We start from the raw sequence: 22,232 nt of genomic DNA, 5'->3' as shown, positions 1-22,232 counted from the left end.
AACTTTTTTCATCAACCGCGGCTTTTTCGTACATGAAATTATTTCATGGACAAGGCATATTTGCGAATGTCTTTCTGAATTTAACTGCCTTTGGCAATTAATTTCCCGGGAAATTAATTCAAGAAGCCAATATGGTGTTCGCTTGGTGCCTGTTCCATCTTCTTCATGAAGGTCGGTAGGGCCCGACTAATCTGGTGGGGCAGGACAATGTACTGGTTTTCCGCAATCTTCTCCGCAATTGCGCTGTGGGCGTAAACGGCAGCCAAGACAGCGTTGGTAACGTCTTGGTGGAACTCGGCGGTGAAACCACCGACCATCCCGGCCAGGGTATCACCCATCCCCCCAACGGCCTGGGCAGGGGTCCCAATCGTCAACTGGTAAACCTCATTAGTGGTATAGATCTCCGTGTGGTGCTTTTTAAGGACGACGGTTGCGTTGAGCTGGTCCCGGACAGCACGGTTTTTCTCTTCGGTTTGCTCGCCAATCTTGATGCCGGAGAGCCGTTGCCACTCCATTTCGTGCGGCGTGTAGATTACGTTGGCGGCTGGCTGGGAAATATTTTCCCGGGCCATCAGGGTAATGGCGGAACCATCAATAACCAGGTTCTGCTCAGGCTTGACACTGGCAAAAACATTCTTAAGAATGTGCTCGCTGGTTTCGTCGTCGCCCAGGCCAGGACCAACAGCTACCGTGGTTGCGGCACTGACCAGACTAGCCACCTGTCCATCGTTAGTGAAGTCGGCAAACATCGCTTCTGGTAGTTGGGCGTGGAGGGCACCGGAATTGCTGGCGTCGGTTGCGGTAGTGACCAGACCGGCACCCGCGCACACTGCGGCCGTGGAGGCCATGATGATGGCGCCACCAAAGTTACGATTGCCCCCTACCAGGGTGACCTTGCCAAATGTCCCCTTAAAACTATTGGCCGGGCGGGGCTTAATCACTTGGTGAAGAATTTGATCGGAAAGTTTTTTCATTATAAAAGTCTCCTTTAGATTTTGTAACGCTTACTTTAATGGTATCATTATTTTAGCGTTAATGATTACTTCGATGGAGGGATAAATTATGACAGATTGGCTCAAGGCAGCAGAAAGCCAGAAAAAGGACTACTTGACGGATTTGATTTCCTTAATGAAGATTCCAAGTGTTAGAGACGATGATGAAGCAACGGATGAATACCCACTCGGGCCCCGGCCAGCCCAGGCACTGAAGGCCTTTTTGGAAATGGCTGACCAGGACGGCTTTAAGACCAAGAACATTGATAACGTGGTCGGTTATGCCGAATGCGGCACGGGTGACGATACCCTGGCGATCCTGGCTCACGTTGACGTGATGCCCGCCGGCAAGGGCTGGGATACGGACCCCTTTGACCCGGTAATTAAGGATGGAAACCTCTATGGTCGAGGGGCTTCCGACGATAAGGGCCCTGGAATGGCGGCATACTACGCTCTCAAGTATTTAAAAGACCAGGGGACTAAGTTTAACAAGCGGGTCCGCTTTATCGTTGGTACGGACGAGGAAAGCAACTGGACCGGGATGCACCGCTACTTTGAAGTGGAGCCTGCCCCGACCTTCGGCTTTTCACCGGATGCCGAGTTTCCAGTTATCAACGGCGAAAAGGGACAAGTTTCCCTCCTCTTGTCAGTACCCGCCAGCAACGATGGGGCCTTCCAGCTGAAGAGCTTCAAGTCAGGCCTGCGTTTCAACATGGTCCCGCGCGAGGCAGTAGCGGTAATTACGGTTGCTGATAACCAGCAAATTCGGGATGATTTTGCCCGCTTCGTTGGTGAGAACCCGATTTCCGGTAACATTGCGGAGAATGGGGATGAATTGACCATCACTGTGATTGGGAAGGCTGCCCACGGAATGGAACCGGAAAAGGGGATTAACGCTGGAACTTATCTGGCAAACTTCCTCGACCAGTATGAATTTGCCAAGGGAGCGAAGAGCTTCATCCACTTCCTGGGTAAGTACCTACACCTTGATACCCGGATGGGCGGCTTTGACGGTGCCTTTACTGACCCCGTAATGGGTGAACTGACGATGAATGCTGGGATCTTGAACTTTGACCTTGAAAACGGTGGGGCCATCAATATGAACTTCCGTTTCCCAAAAGGTATTTCACCGGACCAGTTGCAGACAACTGTTGAAAAGGTCGCCACACCACTTGGAATTACTGTTAAACAGGGTCCTGCCCAAGCCCCTCACTACGTCGACCCGGACGATCCAATTGTTAAGACCTTAATGGAGGCGTACATCAACCAGAGTGGTGACAAGAACGCCCAGCCAGAAGTTGTCGGCGGTGGGACCTATGGCCGGCTGATGAAGCGGGGCGTTGCCTTTGGGGCCCTGATGCCGAACACGCCAAACACGATGCACCAGGCAAACGAATACCAGCCCGTCGATGACCTGATTAAGTCAATGGCAATCTATATGGAAGCTATTAAGAATTTGGTAAGCGACTAAGTTGACTAGCGACTTTGTGATAAAATAAGTGTATCAATTAAGTGGGGGTGTCAATATGACTTATCAAAAGATTTTAGTGGGAATTGATGGTTCCAAGCAGGCCGACATGGCATTTGACAAGGCTGTCGAGACGGCCAAGTTGAACAAGGCCCAGTTGTACTTGCTCAGTGTGATTAACGGTGAAAAGATTCCGTCTGGTGGCCCGAACGGCTACAGCCTGGTTGACCGGAGCATCTACCAACCAGCAATCGATACGATGGAAAAGCGGCTGAATGAATATAAGAAGAAAGCGCAAGCTGCCGGTATTACCGACGTCGTTACCGAGGTCAAGGTTGGTAACGCTAAGTTAGAACTGGCCGAAAACTACCCAAAGAATAATGGCATTGACCTAATTGTCATTGGGGCAACTGGTCTGAACATGATTGGGCGGCTAATCGTTGGTTCCACGGCTGCATACACCATTCGGGAAGCCCCTTGCGATGTCACCGTTGTTAAGACGGATAAGGACAATAAAAAGGTTGACCTGAAGAAGAACAGCTACTTAGAAATTTAAATACCAGTAAGGTTAATTCAGTAAAACAGGGCGCGGCAAGAGATGCTAAGCCCTGTTTTGACTATTAAGTGTCAAGAAACGAGCACTAAGTTTACGTAAATAAGACATTTGTTACAGAAAGATTTCAAAAATGAGAAATAAAGTGTGCTAAATGTCATAAATGCTGGTACAATATGATCGTTATCTTTAGTTCGACTAAAGAAAATAAATTTTAGGGAGTTTGAAAATGCAATTGAAAGCAAGACGTTTAGTTATTGCAATTATTGCTATTGTAATTGTTCTATTAGGCGTAATAATGACGTGGCACCAACACACGCATTTCAACCGTAACACGACGGTTAACGGGGTTGCAGTTGGTGGAATGACCACGGATGGGGCCTACCAAAAGGTTAAGGCTACCGACCGGACCAACGATGTTTACCTTGACGGTAAGTTGATTTACAACGGTCAGGCAAGCAGCTCTGGCATTACGAGTGCTGACAAGGGCAAGTTTGTGACGGCACAAAAGGAACAGCGGACGTTCTTCCCCAGTGGTAAGAAACAAAATGTCCTGGTTACGCCGGAACATTCCAGCAACCAGACGAGTGCAATGCGGGATGCCGTTGAAACAGCCGTTTCTGAGATGAACAAGGGACGTAAGGCACCGGTTGACGCTTATGCTAAGCTGGAAAACGGCAAGATTAGCACCATTGCTGCGAAGAAGGGGAACCAGTATGATGTTAAGAACTTGCTGAAGCAGTTTGATAACAAGAAGAATAACGGGACGGTTCGTCTAACTGCCCACTATACCCAGCCCTTAACCGCTGACAGTAAGACGGTTCAAAACGAAAAGACGAAGTTGAAGGGCCTGATTAACAAGAGGGTTAATTACAAGGTCGAAAACGAAACCTACAAGTTAAACTCTAACGACATTATCACCAGTGCCACCTACCAAAATGGTAAGTACAGCTTTGATACTCACGCTGTTAACAACCAGATTGCCAAGATCAACAATAAGCAGGCAACGTTGGGCAAGTCGTTTAAGTTTAGGACCCACTCCGGTAAGGAAATTACCACTTCTGACAAGGGTTCCTATGGTTGGAAGATCAGTGACCAACGTGCCGGCCAATCCTTGGCTCAAGCAGTTGCGGACGGTAAGAAGACGGTTAACGCCAAGGCTGATATTTACGGAATCGGCTACAACCGGCGTGGGACTGGCTATGGTGTTACCGCTAATAACGGCATTGGCAACACCTATGTTGAACTGTCGCTGGCTGACCAACACGTATGGTTCTACAAGAATGGTAAGTGTGTCTTTGATGCTGACGTGGTAACGGGGAGTAACACACCAGGTAACCGGACGCCAAAGGGTGTTTGGTACATCATGTACCAGCAATCACCAGCTACTCTGCGTGGCTCCAACTATGATGGATCACTGTACAGCAGTCCAGTTCAATACTGGTCACCATTTACCGATACCGGCTGTGGCTTCCACGATGCCAGCTGGCGGAACAACTGGTCCAAGACGGAGTACCTGACGACGACTGGTGGCTCACACGGTTGTGCAAACATGCACCCGGCAGATGCCGGAACGGCATACCACGACATGGAAATCAACGAACCAGTGGTTATTTACTAAAATTTAAAGTGCAAAGAGGATTTCGGCGAAGCACCGAAATCCTCTTTTTTTAGTAAAAAAGTGCCTCCTCATCAATTGTCCGTATTTAATAAATAAGGATAACGATGAGGAGAGGATATTATGAAACGACAATTTATTATTGGACTAATGGCGGGACTAACCGTCTTCGGAAATGCTTCTGGCGTCTTGGCCGCAAGTGTCTCTGAGGATGCTTACCAGGATGCTAGACAAGCCGTTTTGAACCGCCAGTTGGTCGACGAAAACCAGGTTAAGCAACGCGGCGATGAGTATGCCAGTGCCTTTTTGTCAGCCCTTGCGCAAGTGGGGCAGGTGTATGAGCGAGCCTTTCGCCAGGGGGTGAGTGATGGCCTCCAGGGGCATCCTGCACAACCAGGTGGGGACGATGTGGCTGTGGTTGCCTACCAGCGGGGCTTTGCACGGGGCCAAGACTTTCGCAGCGGGAACCAGCCGGCACCCAGCGATGGCGAAGTCACGACTAATGGGGGGATGGCTGATAACCAGCTGCCGGAAAGTGGTCCGGACTCTAGTGAATACCCCTTAAAGCACCCTTCACCGGACCAGGCCGCCTTTATTGCCCGAATTGCCAAGGATGCCCAGCGGATTGGGGCAGAGTTTGACCTCTATCCGTCAATCGTAATTGCCCAGGCCGCTTTGGAAAGCAACTGGGGAACGAGTGACCTGGCTCGGGAGCCCTACCATAACTTATTTGGGGTCAAGGGCGCGTTTCAAACACGGTCTGTTTTGCAACCAACCGTTGAATTTGATAAGGAAGGGCACCGGCACGAGATTAAGGATTACTTCTGTTGGTATGATAACGACTACCAGTCCCTCCATGATTACGCCCAGACGTTGGAAGATCCCTTGTACGATGGTGTTCACCGGCGGGCCGCGAAGAGTTACCGGCAAGCGACTCATGCCCTCTTGGGAAGGTACGCGACTGATCCCCATTATGACCGGAAACTCAACGAAATTATCAGTAACTTCCAACTTACCAAGTATGACCGCCAACCGCAGCGGACCGCTATGCACCGGCCGGCAGTTTTTAAGGAACCACCAATGGCCCCGGCAAGTAGTCATGAGGTAAAGACGAGTCAGACCCACCATCCCCACCGGGTCACCTGGCTGTCAATTTTGGGTGGGGCTGGTTCGGCTGGTGCCATTACCCTCCTTCGGCGCTTTGCTTTAGTAAAATAAAAAAGAAGCTGAGAAAAAGCGTCAGAGTGCGCCTTTGGCTAGTATAGGACGATTGTTGGCACGGTACGGGCCAATGATTGTCCGTAATCAATGGACTTGCTTCGCGGCGCTATACACTAGGATCACGCTTCGACGCGGAGCAAGCCTATTTGGCTTTTCCGCGATTACTGTGTAATATTCGGAGAACTAAAAGAGGCTGGTGAGAAATGACAGTTTTCTCCCAGCCTCTTCTTTTGTTTATTAACGGATTGTCTTGAGCCGGTCATCGATCATTCCTAAGACGGTCTTAACGTTGGCCGGATCTTCCAGGTCGTATTTTTCCAGGTCGATCTTCATCTTGGGACTAGCATCGTAGTCCTTGTACCACTGCTTGTAGGCACTCCACATCTTGTAGTAGTAGTCCTTCAGTTCGGGGTTGTTGTCGATCTGTTCGTAGTCGCGGCCCCGCTTCTTGATTCGGTAAAGGATTGTTTCAAAGTCGGTCTCGGAATATACCATCAAGTCCGGAGCCTTCTTTGGCAATTGCTGGAGGTCCTTCATCATGTTGTCCAGTAAGGTCAGGTAGACTTCCAGCTCGGTATCCGTGATGTTACCCTCCGCGTTGTTTTCGCGGGTGAATAGGGCATCTTCGTAGATTGACCGATCCAATACGTTGTTGTCGTCCGCCAAGGCCTGTTTGATCATTGAAAACCGCTTATTAAGGAAATAAATTTGCAGTAAGAAACCATATTGCTTTTGATTCTTATAGTATAACGGCAAGACCGGGTTATTACCGACCGGTTCAAAAAATGCTTTAGTGTGGAGGTGTTCGGCAATTTTACCCGTTAAGGTTGTTTTCCCGACACCAATCATTCCTGCTGTAATTATCACCATAATGGCCCCTCTTTACTTTTTTTAGCACAAGAACCATCTTACTACAAAATATGGGGGATTCCCACCGTAAATTCACAATATTTGGCGTGGAAAATCACCACTAGCAAAAATATTTGAAAATTAGGGGGAAAACCCGGAAAATAGAAGGGGATAATTACTGTAAGGAAGATAATAATGACAAAGATGAAACTGAATGAAATTCGGGCCCAGCTGGCCATCGCCCGTCAGCAGGGCACGCTGATTGAGGTCCATAATATTCCAAATGATGACTACTTTAATGTTGGCTTCGTCCTCGCGATTGACCCCTTATTTTGTCTCCTGATCAGCATTGATTGGGACGGTAAGATCAACGGCTTGATTGCAATTCGCCTCAGCAGCATTGACTACGTGGCCAAGAGGACAGACTATTTGATGACCATTTCGGAGAAGACCAAGGTTGCCCACCAGTACCACTACTTTGATATTTGGCAGGTACAAAAGTTCATTGACGACTACCCGGACTATACCAAGGGGGACCTCTTAAGCAATGTCTTAAGCGATTCGTTTACCAACTACTTACCAGTCGTAATCGGTACCGCAAAGTATAAGGGGGCCGATGACTTTGAAGGGGTGATTGCCAGCTTGGACCGGGTTAAGCTGACCCTCCACTACTTTAACGAGCACGACCTTTCTTCAATGTGGACGTACGACGTTTTACTTGCCCAGGTTGACTATGTACGAGTCCGGGGAACCCAGGCAGCAACGACTCGCCAGGTCCTCCATGACATTTTTGGTCAGCAATAATTTGCATGACCCACAATTTTAGCTTAATATTTGGAAGTAAAAAAGATAGAAGAGGAAAATAATGGGGAAAAAAGTTACAATTCGTGATATTGCGCGAATGGCCGGTGTTTCAGTTACCACTGTCTCACAGGTATTGAATGGTAAGGGGAAACGGTTCAGTAAAACCACCCGTGAAAAGATTATGAAGCTCCGTGACCAGTACCAGTACGTGCCGGACTTTCACGCCCGGAGCCTGATCATGAAGGGAAGCATCAATACAATTGGGGTGCTCGTGCCCAACGTCAGTGAGTCCTTCTTCGGTACCTTTGTCGAAGGGGTCCAGCAAGTTGCCCGCCAGGAAAAGCTAATTCCGCTGATTTTCAGTGCCAACCGGGAACCCAAGCTGGAACAGGAGTATCTGGAGCAAATGGTTGAGCGGTCCATTGATGGCCTCATCATCGCGAGTGCTCGGATGACGACCGAAATGATTAACCAGGCCCTCAGCAACCGTGACATTCCCTACATCCTGTTTGACCGTAACTACGACCAGCAGGGGGCCCGGGTACTGACGGATGACTACCATGGTGGTCAGCTGGCCGCCCAGCACCTCCTGGCCCTTGGCCACACTAAGATGCTGTTTTTGGGGGTTAAAAATATCACCGAAAACTTTAAACAACGGATGGCGGGCTTTCAGGAAACCATCAATGCGCAGGAAATCAACTTTGATGAGGACCATAACCTGTTGAAGGCCGACCTGAGTAAGGACGGCGGCTACCAGATGGCCCGGCCAGTGATTGAGAGCGGTGCAACAGCCGTCTTCACGGCTAATGACGAGGTTGCCATTGGCCTGATGCGGGGACTGCGCGAACAGGGGGTCCGTGTTCCGGAAGATATTTCTGTCATTGGCTATGATGATATTATCTTAGACGAATATGTCTACCCGCAGCTGACAACGATTCACCAGCCAATCTTTAAGCTGGGGGTAGGGGCCACCGAGATTTTATTAAACAAGATTAACCACCCGGATGCTGAACCGGAGCAGGTTGAACACTTTCCGGTTAAGCTGATTGCCCGCCAGAGTACTGGTAAGTGTCAGCAAAATTAATTGAAAGTGCGGAGGGAGAAAGCAGATGAAAGCTGAATATTTAATAAAGGTCATTTTGCCACCGTTCATTATATTTGCTGTCCTGGTTGCTTTGACCATTGCTAAGCTAATCTCAGGCTGGCTGATGTATGCCCTATGGATTGTTGGCTTTATCGTTGCCAACCTGATTGTGACGCGGTATACCGCTAAGCAGACCTATCAACGGCGGAAGAAAATCCGCTTAAAGGAAGAAGAAAAGCAGAAAAATGAAGATCAAGGAGACTAAGCTGGGGGGCTTCCTCTACCGGATGGGCCTCTTTCTCGTTTTCTACGTCCTTATTCAAACGCCTCCCATGGCGGTGGCAATTTCCAACCGGCGGCCTAACAACCAGGGAGTGGCAATCGTGATGTCTAGCCTGTTCGTGTTGATCTTTTTGTTCATTATCAACCGGGCTAACTACGTCTTTCACCAGTACAACCAGCTACCCCAAAAGACCGGGATTAAGGTTGGTGCGGTAATTGGTGGCTACCTTGCCCTAATGGTCGGGATGATGTTTTTCTCCTGGCTCAACCAAGTGATTTTCAACCAGAGCGGGACGGCGAATAACGAGTTAATTCGACAGATGCTGGATCATAATAGGTTAGTGACCGGCGTATTTGTAATCTCTTCTTTTACCCTGACCCCGGTTGCCGAGGAGTTAATTTTCCGGGGAATCTTAACCAACCTTTTCTTCAAGCCGACGCGTTTATGGCCTAAAGTTATTTTATCCGGTGTTGTTTTCTCATCAGCCCACGCCAGTACAACAATCGTGAGTTTCCTCCTCTACTGTTTTATGGGGATGGTGCTAGCGTACGTTTACCGAAAGACAGGAAACATCAAGAATAGTATGTTGATTCACGCCCTGAATAATGCGGTTGCCATCGCGGCTTTGCTGCATACAATTTAGTTTAAAAAGATAGTTGCAACCGCTTACAAGAGGTGGTATATTAAAGATGTGGAAGGAAAGAAGAAAAGAGATCATGATCCGTCATGAAGATCTCCCACGATGTAAGGAGCCGAAGGACATAAGGAGTAGGCAGAAGCAACGTAAGAGTGACCAATAGTATTGGTAAAGTTTACGAAGTGAGTCAGGTCACCAGGGTGCGCTTTACACATGGTTTATATAATGCGACTTTGCGGAAGATAGAATCAAAATGTTAGGTAATTAATCAGTTCCAGAGCAAAGTGGCGAGATTCCTTCCGTATAGCCGGGGGATAAAGCTCCCCGTGCACAATTAAGTCCTCAGAACTTGGGTTAACTAAGTTCTGGGGACTATTTGTTTGGTTAATAAAAGAAAAAGCTTGTTATACTGGATGGTAAAGAAGGGGATGGGGTCGAGTGTTTTTATCAACAGAGAATTATCCGCAGGCGCACCGAATCTTAGGGATCGTTAATGCAACGGGTCACTTGATGCTGACCAGTGACGCAATCGATGCTTTTGAATCTATGGACCAGCTCTTTGATGAGGTCAAGGAGAAGATGAAGGAACGGGCCGAAGAAAAGGGGGCCGACGGAATCGTCAATATTCGTTTTAATACGAACGTCGCCAATGTCCAAGTGGCACCGCGCTTCTTGGTGTTGACCGGTTACGGGACAATGATTCAACGGGTGAAAGCATAAGATAATAGGCCTTTAGGGGATAAATTAATCTCCTAGAGGCCTATTATCTTATTTATTGCGTTCTTCTTCTTTCAAAAGTTTGCGGACCTCTGCCTGGAGTTCCCGGTTTGATTTTTCGAGGTCGCTTAACTTGTTTAAGACGGTTGCCATTCGGTCGTTGGTGTGGTCCTGGATGAAGAAATTAGTCAGGGAACTAGTAAGGACCCCGACAAAGCCGATTCCAATCACCATTAAGAGGATTGCAGCAAGCTTACCGAGAAAGGTGTGGGGCGAAATATCCCCGTAACCAATTGTGGTGGCAGTTGCAATGGCCCACCATAGTGATTCGCCGTAAGGAACGTGCTCACTGATTGAGTACATCGAGGCAGTGACAATCAAAATGGCGATACTGGTGTAGATGATGTATATCAAGCCGTTGATCTTTAGTAACCGGTTGAGTTTACCGGTAAGCCCGATGAGGCGAACAAGTCGGAAGACAACGACGAGCCGCCCAATGCGGGCAAACCGGAAGAGGTTAAAGGAGGCACTGACCGGGATAATCGATAGGAGGTCAAAAATATTTTCCTTAAAGAACTTTTTCTTATCCTTGGCGAGGAAGAGACGGGCGAAGTAATCAATGGTAAAGATGATTAAGATGGCATTGTTTAACAGTTCGGGGTAGCCATGGTTGATATCAATGACTGACCCGTAGCTAAGGACAATTAGGATAATCGAAATGATGGCGAGCACCGCCATAAATACTTCATAGATTTTCTGGTTAGTTTTCATTATTTCCCCCACGTACGAAAAAAGCCCGGTAGAAAAACTACCGAGCTAACTGATGCCCCAAACAGGATTCGAACCTGTACATGGAAACCCATACAACGACCTGAACGTTGCGCGTCTGCCAATTCCGCCACTGGGGCATTGCTATCTATCTCTATCAGACAACAATAATTATTATACTGATTTTTCATCAGAATGCAAGCTTTTATTTAAAATAAAGCGATAATAATTATCAAAGTGATGACTAACGCCGTCGTAACAACGAAAACTTGGAGGGGGTTACCAAAAGTTTCCCGTTTGAGCCGGAAGGTGTTTTCCATTAGGATATAAACTGCCACTAGGTAGAGCAGCCAGATAATGTGCCAGACAATGTGGGCAGGGAAAACAACAATAAATTGGATAACGGCCAGGGTCAAGAGAATGAAGAAGGTAATTCGGGCAATTCCTAACCAGTCCGAGACGTGTTTTTCCTTCTTAGAGTGGTTACCAAAGATGTTGGCAAACAAAAGAATCAGGACGATAAATTCCCAAAATAGTTTGAGCATTTCGCTGACCCCCTTTCTGCTATGATTTTATCATAATTATGGACAATGACCAATTTGCTTTTGACTTGAAAAAAAGCCGAAAAAAGAGTAAAGTGTTTCCTGTTATCCTATTGGAAATAGTAGCGAGGTGAAAACGAATGGCTGATTTTGAAATTGGTGATGTGGTTGGCTGCAAGAAGTTTGGGCCAATGGATCACGACTTCCAAGGTGTAGTTGAAAAGGTCTACAACAATTCAATCATGGTTTCCATCAACGACTTTGATCCAGCTGACAAGAGTGGTGTCAACGAGCTTAATGGCCGGGCAGTTATTCGCCAGAGTGAAGCGAAAATGATCAAGGCCGTTCCACGAGAAGAAAAAGACGATGATGATGCGGACGAAAAGAAGACGGCCAAGAAAAAGCCAGCAAAAAGTCGGAAAAAAGTGACAAAAAAGGCTGACAAAAAGAAATAAAAGGTATATACTAACTTAGTATTATCAATTAAGTTAGTTATGCGGGTATAGTTTAGTGGTAAAACTTAACCTTCCCAAGGTTGCGTCGCGAGTTCGATTCTCGTTACCCGCTTATCGTGAAAGAGACTGGTGAGAAAACTCTGTTTTTTACCAGTCTCTTTCACTTCTCCGAATATTATATATAGTAATCGCGGAAAAACCAAATAGGCTTGCTCCGCGTCGAAGCGTGCTCCTAGTGTATAGCGCCGCGAAGCAAGTCCATTGATTACGGACAATCGCCGGCCCTTACCGTGCTAACGATTGTCCTATACTAGCCATATGGAGCACTCCGATGCTTTTTTCCAGCTTGCTTTTTATTTTCTTCCCTTCCTCCTAACTTGTAATTAGGGAGGATTTTGCTATAATATGTGGATGTGAAACTGCTTTGAGTAGTAGCTAGCAACCAGGAAAAGCGATCCTAAGTTGGTGGAAGTTAGGAGCTGGTGGTTAGTGAAGGCGTGCAAGGCAGGGTAGATTTAATAATAAGTAATAATGAGTGGAAACCAATTTCAATTAGAGTGGTACCGCGGGAATTCTCGTCTCTAGTATTTTTAGTAATACTGGAGACTTTTTATTAAGGAGGACGTACAGATGGATGAAAAGCAACAAATAGCAACAGCGGTTGCGGCAGCGCTGCCGGACCTGTCACTTGACGAGATTACGGATAAAATTGAACGGCCAAAGGATGCCAACAACGGGGACTATGCCTTCCCGACATTCTTCTTAGCCAAGACCTTGCATAAGGCACCGCAGATGATTGCGGCTGATCTGGTTAAAAAGATTGACCAAACGGGATTTGAAAAGGTTGTCGTTGCCGGTCCGTACATTAATTTCTTCCTGGATAAGGCCCAAGTCGGGGCCGGAATCATTAAGGCCATCCTTGCTGGCCCAGAAGGCTACGGTAAGAAGGACCTGGGCCACCAAGCCAACGTGGTAATTGACTACTCCTCACCAAACATTGCCAAGCCAATGGGAATGGGGCACCTGCGTTCAACAATGATTGGTGAAGCCGTTGCCCGGATCCTGGAAAAGGAAAATTACACCCTGATTCGGGTTGACTACCTCGGTGACTGGGGCACCCAGTTCGGTAAGCTGATGGCCGCATACGAGATGTGGGGGAGCGAAGAAGAGGTTAAGAAGGACCCGATTAACACCCTGCTTAAGTACTATGTCCGGATTAACACCGAAGCAGATGAACACCCCGAATACACTGAACTCGGCCGGGAATGGTTTGCCAAGTTGGAACACGGTGACAAGGAAGCCTGGCGCTTGTGGCACTGGTTCCGTGAAATCTCAATCGAACGGTTCCAAAAGGTTTACGACATGCTGGATGTTCACTTTGACTCCTTCCACGGGGAAGCCTTCAGTGCCCAGAAGATGAACGATCCAATCCAACTGTTGAAGGATAAGCACCTTCTGAAGTCCAGCCGGGGTGCCCAAATTGTTGACCTGGATGCCTACAAGTTGACCCCACCATTGATTATTAAGAGTAACGGAACGACCACCTACATTACCCGTGACCTGGCAACCGCGTTGTTCCGGAAACGGATGTACGGCCATGCCAAGTCCCTTTACGTGGTTGGTGCCGAACAGGAAAACTACTACAAGCAATTAAAGGCTGTCCTAAAGGAAATGGGCTTCACCTGGTGGAACCAGTTGGAACACATCTCCTTCGGTCTGATGAACCTGAATGGTAAGAAGATGTCAACGCGGAAGGGGAACGTGGTCGACCTCGAAGACGTGCTGAACGATTCAATCAAGCTTGCTCGTCAACAGATTGCCGAAAAGAACCCAACCCTGAAGAACGCGGACGAAGTTGCCAAGCAGGTTGGTGTCGGTGCGGTTATTTTCCACGACCTGAAGAATGACCGGCGGAACGCAGTTAACTTTAAACTGGAAGACGTCGTTAAGTTTGAAGGGGAAACTGGTCCGTACGTCCAATATGCCCGGGCCCGGGCGGAGAGCATCCTGCGGAAGGGTGGCATCCGGGACTTCAGTAACGTTGACCTTACCAAGATTGGTGACTCTGCTTGGGACATCCTGAGTTTCCTCAGCCAATACAGTAACGCGGTTGAACGGGCCGCGGTCAACTACGACCCATCGGTAGTTGCTAAGTACGCTCTAGAACTTTCCAAGAAGTTCAACCAATACTACGCCCACAACCGGATCCTCCAAGACGACGATGAACAACCAGCTCGTCTTGCACTGGTTCAGGCGGTTAGTCACATCCTGAAGGACGCTTTGGCAATGCTTGACATCAAGGCTCCCGATGAAATGTAAATGATAAAATAAAAATGGTTGGAAAAATCTGGCACTAGTGCCTCTTTCTCCAACCTTTTTGTTTTGCAGAATTTTAATCCTTGGTAAAGGATTGCCCCTGACCGGTCTAAGGGCAAAAAAGTATGCTAAAATAACAGGCAACCTTTAAACGAACAAATGGAGATCGGAAATGAAACGCGAACCACAACCTAATTCAACTAAGGAACGCATCATTGCGTGGCTGAAAGAAGTTGGTAGGAAGATGCGCAAGGAGCTAAACGTTTTCTGGCAACTGGTGAAGAAAAACGTCAGTCGTTTTTGGCACCGCTACCAGATTACCCGTTGGCTCATTGTCGTCTTTTTGAGTATTTTTCTGATTGCAAGCATTCACCTGACTTTCATTGCTAAGACGGCGAACGTCAAGAATTTGCAGAATCGGCTATCACGCCCCACGATGATCTACGACAATAAGAAACAGTCAGCCGGCAGCCTCTATTCGCAGAAGGGGACCTACGTCAAGCTGGATAAAATTTCCGCCAACGTTCCGGCCGCGGTCCTTTCGACAGAAGACCGTAACTTCTACCACGAGCACGGCTTTTCCATTAAGGGCCTTGGCCGGGCTGCCTTCCTGTTAGTGAAGAATAAGCTCCTCCACCGGGACTACATCTCTGGTGGGGGTAGTACCCTAACCCAGCAACTAGTCAAGAATGCCTTCTTGACCCAACAACAGACTTTCTCGCGGAAGGCACGGGAAATCTTCATCGCGGTAGAGGTGGAGAACCAGTATTCGAAGAACCAGATTCTGACAATGTATTTAAATAATGCCTACTTTGGCCACGGGGTCTGGGGGGTCCAGGATGCCGCCCGACGCTACTTTGACGTAAATGCCAGTCAGCTAACCGTTCCCCAGGCGGCCATGCTAGCGGGGATGTTGACGTCACCCGGAATCTACGACCCGATTGAACACCCGAAGGCAACGCTTCAACGGCGGAACCTGGTCCTCCAACTGATGGTCGAGAACAATAAGTTGAGTCAGTCAGCGGCGAATAGTTACAAGAAGACCCCGCTGGGCATCAACAGTGGCTACGTAGCTAACGACAGCTACAAGTACCCGTACTTCTTTGATGCGGTAATCTCTGAGGCAGAGAGCCGCTACCACCTGTCGGAAAAGTCAATCATGAATGATGGCTATAAGATTTACACCACCCTTGACCAGGGGCAACAGGAATCTATGCAGGACACCTATGACGATGACGATAACTTCCCCGCTAATTCAAGTGATGGAACGATGGTCCAATCCGCTTCGGTGGCGATGAACCCGAAGACCGGGGGTGTAACGGCGGTTGTTGGTGGCCGGGGTAAGCACGTTTTCCGTGGCTTTAACCGGGCAACCCAGATGCGGCGGCAGCCTGGGTCGACGATCAAGCCAATCGTGGTTTACACGCCTGCTTTGGAGCACGGTTACTTCTATGATTCAACCTTGCAGGACAAGAAGCAGTCGTACGGGACAAACAACTACACGCCAAAGAACTATGACGATACTTATAGCGGTAGTGTGCCAATGTACAAGGCCCTGTACGAAAGTTTGAACGCCCCTGCTGTTTGGCTCCTCAACAAGATTGGGGTCAACCAGGGTTACAAGATGGCGCAAAAGTTTGGCCTGCCGGTTGAAAAGGGCGACCGGAACCTGGCTTTGGCCCTCGGTGGAATGACGAAGGGGGTCTCTCCCCAACAAATGGCCCGGGCGTACGCTACCTTTGATAACGACGGGCAGATGCCGACCCCATACTACATCACCAAGATTGAGGATGCCTCGGGGAAGGTGATTGCCCAGAACAAGGGCTCTAAGGTCAAACACGTCATTTCCAGCAAGACCGCTAAGGAAATGACCAGTATGATGATTGGCGTCTACGAGCACGGGACCGGTGAAACGGCCAAGCCGAGTGGCTACACCCTGGCCGGGAAGACCGGGACGACCAATTCCGGTGTCAAGGGCGATGAGTCCAACGACCGTGATAAGTGGATCGTTGGTTACACTCCCGACGTTGTGGTCGCCACCTGGGAAGGGTATGACGACACGAATTCCAGCCATGTCCTCCAGGATATTTCTGAGCACAACATCAACAGCCTCTTCAAAACCGAAATGACGGGGATTCTGCCGAATACGCCGGGGACTAAGTTTACGGTTGAGGATGCCCAGACGCGGGCCAACAAACGCTTGAAGAAGCCGTCCGGTTGGAAGTCGCTTTTTGACAACGGCAGTGACCTCACCGACCGCTTTAACCAGACGGTCAACGACTTCAGTGACCGGGCCAATAAGATCTGGGACAGTGTTAAGTCCCTCTTCTAGTCCCCTTTTAATCGGGAAGGCAAACATGATACAATTTGTAGTAAATAATCAAAAAGGAGTTTTTTTACAATGGTTGTAAATATTTACGATTCAGCAAACGAAATGAGTCGTCAACTTGTTGATACCCAGGAATACCAAGGTTTAAAGAAGGCCCTGGACGAATTAAAGGCCGACACGGAAGCATTTAATTCCTTCAAGAAGTTCCAACAAATGCAGGCGGGCGCCCAACAAAAGCAAATGAAGGGTGAGAAGCCTTCCGATGACGAAATCAAGGCAATCCAAACCCTGGCTAAGGAAATCAGCGGTAAAAAGGCCGTTCAAAACCTGATGAACCAAGAACGTCAAGTCGACCAAATGCTGCAACAACTGAACAAGACGATTACCAGTCCTATCCAAGACCTCTACAGTGACTTAATGCCTGACCAAAACAAGCAGTAAGCACTATTTCTTGGTAAATGATAAGTGGCCTCCACTATTCGGTTTGATCCGGATGCTGGGGGCCATTCCTGTAAGAAGGGGAGTTTATGAAATTTATCCACACTGCAGATTTACACTTGGCGAGTCCGTTCCAGGGGCTAACAGACATTCCGCACCAACTCTGGCAACGGGTTCACGCGGCAACTTTCGCGGCTTTTAAGAAGATCGTGACCGCCGCAATTGATGAGGACGTTGACTTTATGCTAATTGTCGGCGACGTCTTTGACCGCGAGCAAAAGAGCATCGCGGCGATTGACTTCTTCGTGGCCCAGCTGCAACGCCTAGCGGCGGCGGGCATTCCCGTTTTCCTGTCCTATGGGAACCACGACTTTAATACTGGGACGGACCAACAGATTGATTTGCCCGCCAACGTCCGCGTCTTCGGCCCCACCGTTAGCACTAAGCACCTGACCCTGAGCGACGGGACCAGCGTTGCCATCACCGGCTTTAGCTATGCTCAGCGGTGGGTTGATGAGGATTTTGCCGCCAGCTTTCCCGTCAAAAAAAGTACGGACTGGCAAATTGGGATGCTGCATGGTGCCCAGTACCAGGCCGGTGGCAGTAACCACTACGCCCCCTTCACGCTTGACGAACTCCGTGCTAAGCATTATGACTACTGGGCGTTGGGCCATATCCACAAGCACCAGCTTTTAAACGCCCAGCCGCCAATTGTTTACAGTGGCATCCCCCAGGGGCGGCACAAGAACGAGGGTGGCCAGCATGGCTACTACCTGGTGGAAAGTCGTGGTCACCAACTGGTACCGGCCTTTAAGCCCCTCGACGGAATCGCCTGGGCTAAGGCGGGGGTTGACCTTTCGTCGGTTACCAACCCGCAGGCACTCGCAGAGGCGGTTACCCAGGCGGGCACCAAGCTAACAGGAAATAGCTTGACCCTTGTGGCCTTTCAGCTCGAAAACACGGACCAGCTATCGCCAGAATGCCGGACAATGCTCCGTGATGGGACCCTCCTTAACCACCTCCAGGATCAACTTACCCGCCAGAACCAGATAAAGTGGTGGCCCTATGAGTTATCCATAGCGCCAACCACTGCTCTTCCGAAGTTAACGGACCTGGACCAGCGTTTCTGGACGGACGCGCAAAAGGCGGTCTTTACACCAGAGAACATTGCCCGCGTCGCCCAGCCCCTACTCCGCCAGGATGTTTTATTTGACCAGTTAGGGGCGGAACTTACCCCGGAGAAACTTTATCAACTCGCCAAGCAGGTGTTAGGGGGGATCAACAGTGAAAATTAAGAGTGCCCACATTGACGGCTTTGGAAAGTGGCACGACCAGGACTTTGATTTTTCTGCCAGTCCCCAGGTAATCTTTGGCAGTAACGAGGCTGGAAAAACTACTCTGGCGACCTTTATCCGGAGCATCCTGTTTGGCTTTGCGAACGCGAAGGGGAAGAACCGCTACCAGCAGTACAAGCCACGGGCGACTAGCACTTATGGAGGAAGCATTCTCGTGGAGGATCACGGGACCCTGTACCGCATTCGGCGGACGGCCGGCAAGGGTGGTGGCCTGGTGACGGTGACCGACATGGACGGTCACCGCTTTGGCGAAGACAAGCTGGCTAAAATGCTTGCCAACGTCGACCAGGACTTGTATCAAGCAGTTTTTAGCTTTAATCAGGAGAAACTGGCAAATATTAAGGACCTTAATCCCGACGAGGTTCACCACCAGCTTAAACAGGTCGGGGCAGTCGGCAGCCGGCAGTGGGACCAACTAATTGCCAGCCTGGTTAAGCGTGGGGATGAACTTTACAAGCCCCGGGGCCGCAAGCCACAGTTAAACCGCCACCTGGATGAGTACCGGCGACTTACCCAACAGGTAGCACAGGCAAATCGTAAGTATGACCAGTACGTGGCCGCTAATCGGGACCAGCAGCGACAAAAAGCAGCGGTCCAAAAGTGGCAACAAGAAGAGACGGATTTAACCGCCCAGGTCAACCGGCTAGACCAGCTAAGCCGTCTGTGGCCAATCTATGATGCCTGGAAGAAGGGGCAGCCACAGGCAGCAATGAATAATGGAGTTGCTCCAGACGATGTTGAGCAGGTTAACCAACTACGGGGTCAGTTTAATGGCTTAACGGCCCAACTGGGAACCCTGAGGGATGAAAGTGCCCGCCTGCAAAAAGATGTCACGCAATTTGACCAAGACGAGCTAGCGGACTACCATCAGCACCGCTACGACTACCAGCGACTCCAGACGGCCCTGCTCCAGCTCCAGTCACGCGATGACCAGTACCACCAGCAGCAGGGACGGATTGAACAGCTGTTTGCGGAGCGCAACCGTCTCCAAAGACGTTACGGTCACCAGTTACCAAAGCCGCTGTCCGAACAAGAAACCGTGACGCTTCAGAGCCTTTTAGGCGACTACCCGGTGTCCGCAACAAGAAACCGGCGGATGTCTGCATGGCTTTTGGGCCTCGGTGCCGCCTTGTTTATCCTGGGAATGTTCGGTCACCATGGGGTGGTCATGCTGATGGGGCTGATTGTCCTGGCGGCTACCGGGGCATGGCTTTATAAGGCAAATAATGAAGCCAGCCGGTCCACCAATCACCAACAAGCATCCTTACAACGCTTTGGCCGCCTCCACGGACTGACCAATTTTCCGGTCAGTGAATGGTTGCCAATGCAAGCTGACTTATACCGGGTTGCGGAACTGGACCAGCAGATTGCCAATTAACAGGCAACGGCCGACGAGATTAAGACGCGGTTGGCGGAACTGCAGCGGCGGTTGACGGGTAAGGCAAGTGGCCAGACGCCGGCAGAATTAAGCCAGCATTTTAATGACTGGCTAAGCGGCCGGGCCAGTGACTATCAGGAATGGCAACGGGTCACCCGGCAATTGGAAAACAGCCAGCAGCGGGAAGCCGCGGTGCGGGCCCAGCAGGACAAAATTACTGACCAGCTCAAGCAAATTTACCGCCGGGCCCAAACAAGTAGTGCGGATGACTTCGACCGCCTGGTCAGCCAGCAGGCCGGTCAGCAGGCCCGCCGTATTACGACCAGCGCATACGGTCAGCAATTAACGGCTGCGGATAAGGCGGCGCTGGCCCGCTTCGACAGTGAAGAAAGCCTGCGTGGCCGGCAGCAGCGGTTGGCCCATCACTTAACCGAAGTTCGTGCCCACCTGCACGGGGCAAGGGAACAGATCCAGCGGGACCAGTTCACCATCAAAAACTTGGCGGCCGATGGAACTCCCGATGAATTGGCCCAACGCCAGGCTAGTTTAAAGGCCAAGATTATCCAGGAGGCCCAGCAATGGATGAGCTACCAGCTGGCAATTCAATGGATTGACCGGGCCCTGTCTTTGGCCTCTGTCGACCGCTACCCGGCGGTTATTAAGGCGGCGGAAAAGAACTTTGCCATCTTAACGGGCGGCCATTACCAAAAAATTGCCTTAACAACCAAGGAAGTCCGGGTACTGGATGACCAGCAAGAATGGTATGCGGTTGGTGAACTGTCGACCGGGACGGCGGAACAGTTATTCGTTGCCCTCCGCCTGGGTTTCATCAGTGTAATGAGTGACCGGCTGCGGTTACCAATTATCATTGATGATGGCTTTGTTAACTTTGACCACCAGCGTCGCCAGCGGGTGATCGAACTTCTCAATGCTCTGGCGGTAAGGAACCAGGTCTTGTACTTTACCGCCAACGACCAGGCGCGAAAGCTTCCCGGCGTCTTGGACCTCGATCGTGAATAATTTATGAAGATCGGTTAAACTTTTTATTGCATACCGTCCGTTTGCCATCAATTGTGGTATATTTGATGGGTGAACTTTTCGAAATAAATAAATTAAGGGATGTGTTTTTTTGAAATCGAAGAAGTTAATTGCGATTATTGCGGGGGCGGCATTGATGCTGCCATTAGCTGCATGTGGTAACAAGGCGGTCGCAACCACTAGTGGTGGGAAGATCAACGAGAGTCAGTACTACAGCAGCATGAAGCAGACCAGCAATGGGAAGCAGGTCCTTCAACAAATGATTCTGGACAAGGTCCTGCAAAAGGAATACGGCAAGCAAGTTTCCGACAAGCAGGTCAATGCCGAATACAACACGTACAAGAACCAGTACGGGCAAAACTTCAGTGCCTACCTCCAACAAAACGGGATGACGGAAAAGTCCTTCAAGCAGCAGATTCGTTCTAACCTGTTGCTCCAAGCCGCAGTTAAGGACTACTCCCACATTACCAACAAGCAGATTAACAAGCAGTGGAAGAAGTACCAGCCAAAGGTACAAACTGCGGAAATCCTGGTCGGCAGCAAGGAAGAGGCCCAAAGCATCATCAGCCGGCTTGACAGCTCCAGCAATAAGTACAAGACCTTCAAGAAGCTTGCCAAGTCGCAATCGACCGACACCTCAAACAAGGATGCCGGTGGACGGGTGCCAGCCTTTGATAACACTGACAACCAGCTCGATTCGGCTTACAAGAAGGCGGCCTTTAAGCTGAAGACGGGTGAATACACGTCCACGCCAGTCAAGACTGATGACGGTTACCAAGTAATCTACATGATTGAACACCCGGCCAAGGGTAAGAAGAGTCAACACATCGCTGACTTGCGGAACCAGATTGTCCAAGAAAACATGAACAACCGGACCTTCTTACACAAGGTTGTCTCCAACGTCCTGAAGAAGGGGAACGTTTCAATCAAGGATAACGACGAGAAGAACATCCTGGATGACTACTTGAACACGAATAGCACAAACAGTGGTTCATTAGGGAACAACTCTAACAACGGTTCTTCGAGTTCTAATAACTAATTTTTGAGGTGGGAAAATGACTTTAGTTTTCTCGCTTTAGATGGGTGAACTACTCGGCCATTAATGACCGCGCTTCTGGGAACATGAAGTAGTATTTAGGATATTACACCTGTATTCAAGCTACCTAACTTACAGAACTCCACTCTTTTACCATGGCTAGTCCCTAGCCAATAGCTTTTAATCCTTGATGCAAGATATTAACTGCCGCATTAATATCGCGATCGTGATGAGTACCGCAGTTTGGGCACGTCCATTGACGAACCTCGAGTGGTTTAGGACCACTATGATAGTTACAGTGGCTACAAATTTGGCTGGTATAGTTCGGTTTAACAGTTACTAATTTCTTAC

General features: G+C 49.3%; 22 protein-coding genes and 2 tRNA genes. 18 read left to right on the top strand and 6 right to left on the bottom strand.

What is annotated here, in order from left to right; translation table 11 throughout:
- Positions 1–113: 113 nt before the first annotated feature.
- Positions 114–974, bottom strand: coding sequence for an NAD(P)H-hydrate dehydratase (locus FD32_RS07360; RefSeq protein ID WP_047767094.1), 861 nt, complete (start codon positions 972–974; stop codon positions 114–116).
- An 88-nt stretch (positions 975–1,062) separates the two neighbouring features.
- On the opposite strand from FD32_RS07360, the gene pepV reads away from it, so the two are divergent.
- From pepV to FD32_RS07340, 4 genes are all read left to right on the top strand, one after another.
- Positions 1,063–2,463, top strand: a complete 1,401-nt coding sequence (pepV, locus tag FD32_RS07355) for a dipeptidase PepV (protein WP_047767095.1) — start codon at positions 1,063–1,065, stop codon at positions 2,461–2,463.
- A gap of 55 nt (positions 2,464–2,518) precedes the next feature.
- On the top strand, positions 2,519–3,016 hold the full coding sequence (locus tag FD32_RS07350; RefSeq protein ID WP_047767096.1) for a universal stress protein: 498 nt from the start codon (positions 2,519–2,521) through the stop codon (positions 3,014–3,016).
- A gap of 226 nt (positions 3,017–3,242) precedes the next feature.
- Positions 3,243–4,634: a L,D-transpeptidase gene (locus tag FD32_RS07345; protein ID WP_047767097.1), complete on the top strand. Its 1,392-nt coding sequence runs from the start codon at positions 3,243–3,245 to the stop codon at positions 4,632–4,634.
- A gap of 120 nt (positions 4,635–4,754) precedes the next feature.
- Positions 4,755–5,849, top strand: a complete 1,095-nt coding sequence (locus FD32_RS07340) for a glycoside hydrolase family 73 protein (RefSeq protein ID WP_047767098.1) — start codon at positions 4,755–4,757, stop codon at positions 5,847–5,849.
- A 240-nt stretch (positions 5,850–6,089) separates the two neighbouring features.
- On the opposite strand, the gene FD32_RS07335 is transcribed toward FD32_RS07340, so the two are convergent.
- A complete protein-coding gene (locus FD32_RS07335; protein ID WP_047767099.1) occupies positions 6,090–6,722 on the bottom strand; it encodes a deoxynucleoside kinase in 633 nt (210 codons plus the stop codon).
- A 174-nt stretch (positions 6,723–6,896) separates the two neighbouring features.
- Between FD32_RS07335 and FD32_RS07330 the strand changes: the two genes are divergently transcribed.
- The 5 genes from FD32_RS07330 (at position 6,897) to FD32_RS07310 (ending at position 10,229) form a co-directional block, all read left to right on the top strand.
- Complete coding sequence (locus tag FD32_RS07330; RefSeq protein ID WP_047767100.1) at positions 6,897–7,505, top strand: hypothetical protein; 609 nt, start codon at positions 6,897–6,899, stop codon at positions 7,503–7,505.
- Between the two features lie 61 nt (positions 7,506–7,566).
- The gene (rbsR, locus tag FD32_RS07325; RefSeq protein WP_047767102.1) at positions 7,567–8,589 is read left to right on the top strand and encodes a ribose utilization transcriptional repressor RbsR; all 1,023 of its coding nucleotides are present in this window, start codon (positions 7,567–7,569) and stop codon (positions 8,587–8,589) included.
- Positions 8,590–8,614: 25 nt separating this feature from the next.
- Positions 8,615–8,854, top strand: coding sequence for a hypothetical protein (locus FD32_RS07320; RefSeq protein ID WP_047767104.1), 240 nt, complete (start codon positions 8,615–8,617; stop codon positions 8,852–8,854).
- Positions 8,835–9,515 carry a CPBP family intramembrane glutamic endopeptidase gene (locus FD32_RS07315; RefSeq protein ID WP_047767106.1) on the top strand — a complete coding sequence of 227 codons (681 nt, stop codon included), beginning with the start codon at positions 8,835–8,837 and terminating at the stop codon, positions 9,513–9,515. Before FD32_RS07320 ends, FD32_RS07315 begins: the two co-directional genes overlap by 20 nt.
- Before the next feature lie 432 nt (positions 9,516–9,947).
- A complete protein-coding gene (locus FD32_RS07310) occupies positions 9,948–10,229 on the top strand; it encodes a heavy metal-binding domain-containing protein (protein ID WP_047767108.1) in 282 nt (93 codons plus the stop codon).
- A 48-nt stretch (positions 10,230–10,277) separates the two neighbouring features.
- On the opposite strand, the gene FD32_RS07305 is transcribed toward FD32_RS07310, so the two are convergent.
- The 3 genes from FD32_RS07305 to FD32_RS07295 all read right to left on the bottom strand — a co-directional run bounded on the left by FD32_RS07305 (position 10,278) and on the right by FD32_RS07295 (position 11,539).
- Entirely contained in the window at positions 10,278–10,997 is a 720-nt protein-coding gene (locus tag FD32_RS07305; protein ID WP_047767111.1) for an ion channel, read from the bottom strand.
- 53 nt (positions 10,998–11,050) lie between these two features.
- Positions 11,051–11,134 (bottom strand) — tRNA-Leu (locus FD32_RS07300).
- A 69-nt stretch (positions 11,135–11,203) separates the two neighbouring features.
- The gene (locus FD32_RS07295; RefSeq protein WP_047767113.1) at positions 11,204–11,539 is read right to left on the bottom strand and encodes a hypothetical protein; all 336 of its coding nucleotides are present in this window, start codon (positions 11,537–11,539) and stop codon (positions 11,204–11,206) included.
- Positions 11,540–11,676: 137 nt separating this feature from the next.
- Here FD32_RS07295 and FD32_RS07290 point away from each other — a divergent pair, with 137 nt between their 5' ends.
- The 9 genes from FD32_RS07290 (at position 11,677) to FD32_RS07250 (ending at position 21,884) form a co-directional block, all read left to right on the top strand.
- Entirely contained in the window at positions 11,677–11,991 is a 315-nt protein-coding gene (locus FD32_RS07290) for a hypothetical protein (RefSeq protein WP_047767115.1), read from the top strand.
- A gap of 41 nt (positions 11,992–12,032) precedes the next feature.
- Positions 12,033–12,103: transfer RNA gene (locus FD32_RS07285), tRNA-Gly, on the top strand.
- A 518-nt stretch (positions 12,104–12,621) separates the two neighbouring features.
- On the top strand, positions 12,622–14,310 hold the full coding sequence (gene argS / locus FD32_RS07280) for an arginine--tRNA ligase (protein WP_056962152.1): 1,689 nt from the start codon (positions 12,622–12,624) through the stop codon (positions 14,308–14,310).
- 169 nt (positions 14,311–14,479) lie between these two features.
- The gene (locus FD32_RS07275) at positions 14,480–16,639 is read left to right on the top strand and encodes a PBP1A family penicillin-binding protein (protein ID WP_047768603.1); all 2,160 of its coding nucleotides are present in this window, start codon (positions 14,480–14,482) and stop codon (positions 16,637–16,639) included.
- Positions 16,640–16,708: 69 nt separating this feature from the next.
- A complete protein-coding gene (locus tag FD32_RS07270) occupies positions 16,709–17,077 on the top strand; it encodes a YlbF family regulator (protein ID WP_047768601.1) in 369 nt (122 codons plus the stop codon).
- Between the two features lie 86 nt (positions 17,078–17,163).
- Entirely contained in the window at positions 17,164–18,369 is a 1,206-nt protein-coding gene (locus tag FD32_RS07265; protein WP_047768599.1) for a metallophosphoesterase family protein, read from the top strand.
- A complete protein-coding gene (locus tag FD32_RS07260) occupies positions 18,359–19,807 on the top strand; it encodes an ATP-binding protein (RefSeq protein WP_056962151.1) in 1,449 nt (482 codons plus the stop codon). Before FD32_RS07265 ends, FD32_RS07260 begins: the two co-directional genes overlap by 11 nt.
- 30 nt (positions 19,808–19,837) lie before the next feature.
- Positions 19,838–20,827 (top strand): ATP-binding protein, encoded by a 990-nt coding sequence (locus FD32_RS07255; RefSeq protein WP_056962150.1) that lies wholly within the window; start codon positions 19,838–19,840, stop codon positions 20,825–20,827.
- Positions 20,828–20,936: 109 nt separating this feature from the next.
- Positions 20,937–21,884 (top strand): peptidylprolyl isomerase, encoded by a 948-nt coding sequence (locus FD32_RS07250; protein WP_047769980.1) that lies wholly within the window; start codon positions 20,937–20,939, stop codon positions 21,882–21,884.
- 163 nt (positions 21,885–22,047) lie between these two features.
- Here FD32_RS07250 and FD32_RS09910 read toward each other — a convergent pair.
- Positions 22,048–22,232, bottom strand: a 185-nt coding sequence (locus tag FD32_RS09910; RefSeq protein WP_156410649.1) for a zinc ribbon domain-containing protein, incomplete at its 5' end; no start/stop codon positions are given.

Source organism: Limosilactobacillus panis DSM 6035, from assembly GCF_001435935.1.
Lineage (GTDB): Bacteria > Bacillota > Bacilli > Lactobacillales > Lactobacillaceae > Limosilactobacillus > Limosilactobacillus panis.
The sequence above is the reverse complement of the archived record's forward strand: the minus strand, read 5'-3'. Positions and strand labels throughout refer to the sequence as shown.